This window comes from Microbacterium sp. Ag1 (assembly GCF_001005635.1).
In the GTDB taxonomy this organism is placed as follows: domain Bacteria; phylum Actinomycetota; class Actinomycetes; order Actinomycetales; family Microbacteriaceae; genus Microbacterium; species Microbacterium oxydans.
The window spans coordinates 1-4,816 of sequence record NZ_LBCR01000007.1 but is presented as its reverse complement, the minus strand read 5'-3'; the positions used below and the strand labels follow the sequence as shown (position 1 = coordinate 4,816).

At 63.3% G+C, this 4,816-nt stretch carries 6 protein-coding genes; all 6 read right to left on the bottom strand.

The annotated features are described in order from the left end of the window. Nucleotides 1-303: hypothetical protein (locus AAY78_RS19820; protein WP_197077645.1), on the bottom strand; the 303-nt coding region annotated here is incomplete at its 3' end. A gap of 149 nt (nucleotides 304-452) precedes the next feature. Then, nucleotides 453-848 (bottom strand): hypothetical protein, encoded by a 396-nt coding sequence (locus AAY78_RS00080; protein WP_046746346.1) that lies wholly within the window; start codon nucleotides 846-848, stop codon nucleotides 453-455. Further along, nucleotides 845-1,480 (bottom strand): multiubiquitin domain-containing protein, encoded by a 636-nt coding sequence (locus AAY78_RS19075; protein WP_052748572.1) that lies wholly within the window; start codon nucleotides 1,478-1,480, stop codon nucleotides 845-847. Before AAY78_RS19075 ends, AAY78_RS00080 begins: the two co-directional genes overlap by 4 nt. An 88-nt stretch (nucleotides 1,481-1,568) precedes the next feature. After that, on the bottom strand, nucleotides 1,569-2,609 hold the full coding sequence (locus tag AAY78_RS00070) for an ImmA/IrrE family metallo-endopeptidase (RefSeq protein ID WP_046746345.1): 1,041 nt from the start codon (nucleotides 2,607-2,609) through the stop codon (nucleotides 1,569-1,571). Further along, the gene (locus AAY78_RS00065; protein WP_046746344.1) at nucleotides 2,609-3,484 is read right to left on the bottom strand and encodes a hypothetical protein; all 876 of its coding nucleotides are present in this window, start codon (nucleotides 3,482-3,484) and stop codon (nucleotides 2,609-2,611) included. Before AAY78_RS00065 ends, AAY78_RS00070 begins: the two co-directional genes overlap by 1 nt. Further along, a complete protein-coding gene (locus AAY78_RS00060) occupies nucleotides 3,474-4,352 on the bottom strand; it encodes a sigma-70 family RNA polymerase sigma factor (RefSeq protein WP_156172566.1) in 879 nt (292 codons plus the stop codon). The genes AAY78_RS00065 and AAY78_RS00060 overlap by 11 nt, the downstream gene beginning before the upstream one ends. Nucleotides 4,353-4,816: the final 464 nt, after the last annotated feature.

Genomic DNA, 4,816 nt, shown 5'->3' with positions numbered 1-4,816 from the left:
CCCGCCTTGACACTTTCCGCCCTCGCCAAGCCAGAGGTCACCAGCCACCGCTCCCGTTGCAAACACCAGCGCACCGACTGGCACCCCGTCGTTGATGTCTAGCAACGCAGGGTAGCCGCGCTCGTGCGACGCCATATCCGTTCTGGAGAAGCCGACCTCCGCCTGCCCACCATGGTTGTGCACCGCGAGGTACGCGAGCTCCTCCTCAGCGCAGACGTCGATGTTGTCTGCGACGAAGGACGCGGTCAACTTCCGGTAGCCGCGGTCCCCGGCAACGTAGTCGACACCGTCTTCGGCCAGCACCACGTCACGGACGAGGAGTCGGTTGCCGCGAGGGCTGCGAGCAATCCCGCAGCGAAGAACGGCTCCGTGCTCGTCTCGATCCCCGGGGAACAGATGGGTACGCAGAAGGTCCCACTGTTCCCCGGTCATCACCACCGACCAAGGGCCGCTCACCGCTCCCCCAGCCACTTCAGGACCTTCAGCGCCTTCGACGCCGCAGTGTCAACGGAGGGATCGAGGTTGTTGCTGCGTCGAGAGAGCTGCATCGCCTGCACGTTCTGCGGCCCGTAGGACGTGACCGCGAAACCCTCTCCATGCGGATTGCCATCCACCCGCTGCAGGTCCGCACGAACGAAGTGCGGGTAGACGTCGGCCTCTGGGTAGGGGTGCGTGATCTGAAACGCCATCCATGATGTCTCCTGAACGAACGCCGGCCCCAGCGGGACCTGGTCGATGGTCACCCATGCGCCGCCTTCACCGTCCGGGTTGCACGTGACTTCAGCCTCAGGGAATGTCTCACGGAGTTCGTCGATGGCGTTCGAGACCCGCTCGGTCGTGGCGCTCACGAGTTGTCGTCCCCGTTGACCGCGCGGAACTTTTCGTCACGGTGGACACGGACCTGCTCGTCATCGCCGACCGCCGTGAAGCTCTTGCCCGTCTTGCGCAGGAGGAGGAAGTCGGCGCTGATGGCAACCCCCTGGGCGATGGCCGCGTCCTTGATCTGCTGGCCGGTGTGCAGACGACCGTTGAGGGAGACCTGCTGGCGGTTCACCGTGATGCGAACCGTCACTGCGCGGCTGAAGAAGCGGTCTCCGTCAGCGAGGGTGACCACTTCCCCGTCACCGATGGGGTCGTCGAGGTCGTCCTGTACGTCCCTCCAGACACCGTGGCTCTCGGGGATGGGAGGCTGCGGAAGCGCGCGAAGCTGGTCCTCGGTGATGCTGGTCGACCGGACCAGGTAGGGAACCTTGTCGATGTAGATGGTGAGCGCGCGGTCTGTGAAGAACCGCATGCCATCCTTGAGGGCGATGGTCTCGGCATCACCGACCAGGTGGTCCTGTGCGTCCGCGACGTCGAGCCAGATGTTCTTCGGGGTGGGGGCGAGGAGCTCACGGAGCTGAACGCCGGTCAGGCGCCGCTTCGGAGCGTTGTACGGACGGCCGTCGATGATGATGTGGATAGGATCTGAAGATGCCACGGTGGGCTCCGTTCTCTTGATGGTGGTGGAGGTCTTCCCCCACTCAAGAGACTCAGACGGGACAGCTCCGGATCTGTCCAGAGTTTTCCTACTCACACTCCTTGCAGACAGCAGAACCTTCCGTGAACTGGCTGGTGTGCTTCACGAACGTGCACGAATCGCACATCTTCTCGAACAGCGTCGGAGCCGTGCATCCGCAGTGACCCGACGGGCACTTGGGCTTGCTGCAGGTAAGGCAGTAGCGATGAACCTCGAAACTCTTCGCACAAGTGTTGCAGGTCGCCCAACGGCTCTTGCGCTGCAGCGAGGTCTGCTCTCGCGGCGGAGAGTAGCTCCGCCATGGAGCCGACTCTTCGACCATGACGACGAACAACCTGTCGCCAGCCCATGCGGCCTGACCGTACAGCTCATTCGTCGAGTGACCAGATGAGTACCAGATGCGCGCGTCGTCCCGCGACCAGACGCGTTTCGGGTCGCGGTCCTCGAGCGCAGCGCGGATAAGCGGATTGTCGCTCTGGTCGCTGAGCCGAGCTGGCGCGTAGATGGAGCCACGCCCCGCTGCGAAGGTGACGATGCCAGCCTCGTTCACGACAGCCACCGCACCGGCGCCGCGAAGACGTCCCGATATACGCACGCTGATGGCAGCGCGGGAGGCGTTCGAGGTCTCGAACAGGTCGACCGCTGTTTGAGCACTCGGGCCACCGAACGGGATGCTCGCTTCATCCACCATGTCGTCCGGCAAGAGGGTGCTCGCGGCAAACGCGTCGCACGCAGCGTCCTCGAATCCTGCCCGGTCCTGCTGTCGCAGAACAGCCTTGCCGAGACTTACGGTGGTGCGCTGTACATGGTGTCCAAGCTCGTGCAGCAGCGTGAACTGTTGCCGGCGCCATGACATCGACTCGGTGACGACGAGCGTCGGCGGGGTGTGTCGGTAGCCTCCCGCGACGGAGCATCCCAGTTCGGAGTCACGCGGGACGAACTCCGGCACTCGAAGCACCTCGAGGTCGGTGCGCTTCTCTAGGGCCTCAAAGGCATCGAGGGTGAGGTCTTCCAACGAGCCGCCTGCCGCGACCCAAGCAGCCTTCATGGCCTCGGCCTGAGCTTGTGCTCCGGAAAAGTAGCGCGGCATCAATCGCTCTCCGTCGCCATGAGTGCCTCAAGACGCTGACGCCAGATGTCACGGCCGCTTCCAGCCTGGCGGGCAGCGAGCTGGTAGATGTCGTACCCGAGACGCAGACGACCGGCCGCCTCATCCCCTCCATTGGTGCGCCGTTGGACACCGCGTCGCCAACGCGGCTCTTGCAGCTCACGACAGAGATCCGCTGGCAAAGGCTCCAAGGCTTGCATGATGTCGGCCGATGCGACATTGGATGCAGCGGCGAGAATCTCGGCTTCCGACTCCGACAGCGGCTCAGAACCCATCACAATGTCCATCGCTCTCGACTGATTGATCTCGAGAACATCCATCACCAGTTCCAAGTCCAAGTCAAGCCGGGAACGATGTGCTGAATCGCTCTCCTCTTCTAAGCGCGGGGCAAGTTCGAGGGCGTCGACGGCGTCGAAGAGTTGAGAGATCGCACGAGCCGCACCTGATCCAGGTTCGGGATCGGATTGATGGGAACTCGGGAGCGTTCTTCCGGCAGCCTCGATGACAGTGAGCGCTGCTGGTCCGAGCGTCTCAAGGAGGTTGTCGAGCGCAGCGAATGACACCCAGTGCCCCTGTCTCGGCCAGATATTGAGCGGGGTGGGCAACGGACTCTCCGGTTCGTCGACGACGAGCGTTTCAGAGTCGCATACCCCGGGTTCTACGCTGACCGGGAAAACGTGGGCGAGCGCGCCTGCGTCGTCGACTTGGTCGACCAGGACGATAGCGTCGGCGTTGGCCCACATTGCTTGCCGTAGCTGGCCTCGTGCGACCCCGCACGAGGCCGTTTCGCTGACGATCTCTGGGACAGCGAACTGTGCCGCGAGCTCGAACCAGCGGTCATTGGCGTCAGTTGACACTGTCATCCTCCCTGTCATTGTGTGCAGACGGGACAGCGCCCGTTTCGTCCAGAACGAGCTCCACAACCGCGGCCAGAATCTCAAGCGAGTTTGGCTGTGCCCCAGCTAGCTCCTGCAGTCTTGTTCGCAGACGTGTAGCGGCATTGTAGGCCGATGAGCGCGAGCACCCTAGAGCATCAGCGAGTCGCTCCATGTCACCGCGGTGACGAATCACCGTCTTCTCCTTGTCGGTGAGCTGCGGCACGATGCCTGCTGCGATGCGTTCCGATTGGATCCTCATCGCGGTCGTGAAGACCGAGTCATCCCCCTCATGGGAGTCTTCGATGATCTCCCACGCTGTATCCACAACAGAGAGAGAGGCATCTCGTCGCTGCAACGCGAGCGGGAATCGGCCCCCACATATCACTGTCATCTCCGCGACGTGGAGCCGACCGGCAAGGTCGAGTAGTCGACGTAGGAGCTCTTCGAGTTCGCCTGGCGCGCCGAGCACAACCTTGCCGCTAGGTTCAGTGCGTACGGCGACGTTGGCCGCCGCCGCCGCCGCCACCGCTTCGAGGTCATCCAGGGGCACAGATCGGTCTGTATCCTCACCACCAGTCAAGTACCAATGGTGAACAGCCGCCGAGGGTGAGAAGAGGTCACTTCGCTCTAGCCGCTTCTCGATCCGATTGCGCAGCGCTCCGAAGGGGAGTTTGCGCGCTTCATCGACGAGCCAGTTCATCGCCCAGGCGTAGGTGATGCGTCGCGCCGCCGCATCGTCGGTCGCAGCGAGAACCGCGACAGCATACGCCTTGCCTTTTGTAACGAAGAAGCCCTGGACCAGATCGTCGACGCTTTCTCGGGCGCGGATAGTGGCGAACTTCGACACGAGTGACGAGAAGACTTCTCGCATCAGGTCAAGCGCCGCGGGTCCCAGCTGACCGCCGCGTCGGCGCGCTTCATCTCGAATTCGTGTCGTTGACACTTTTCCCCCTTCGCGCGTTCACCCAGACGCGCATGATATCAACGCCTCACACGGTAGGACATGACCGCGTGAAATTCCGGAATCCGTGACGGCGCGTTTCGACCGACGCGCCGAAGGAACCGCGGTGACGAGGATGGAGCAGTTGGTCCGTGCCATCCGATCTCCGCTATAGCGTGCGGCGAGTCCGGGGGCGGCGGCCATGCAGTTTCGCCCGACGAGCACCGGTCACGGCAGCGGCGCGCGCCGACGCGGCCGCACGAGCGGAAGATTGCATCCCCATACGCACCTTCTTCAGTTCATCGCCGAGGACCTCGAGGTCCTTTCCAATGCGAACCAGCGGAGGCGCCGCCCTGTGCGTCAGGATGGGG

Bases quoted from the DNA above. Each gene is read 5' to 3' on its own strand.
- AAY78_RS00070 (WP_046746345.1), bottom strand. From the start codon at position 2,609: ATGCCGCGCTACTTTTCCGGAGCACAAGCTCAGGCCGAGGCCATGAAG.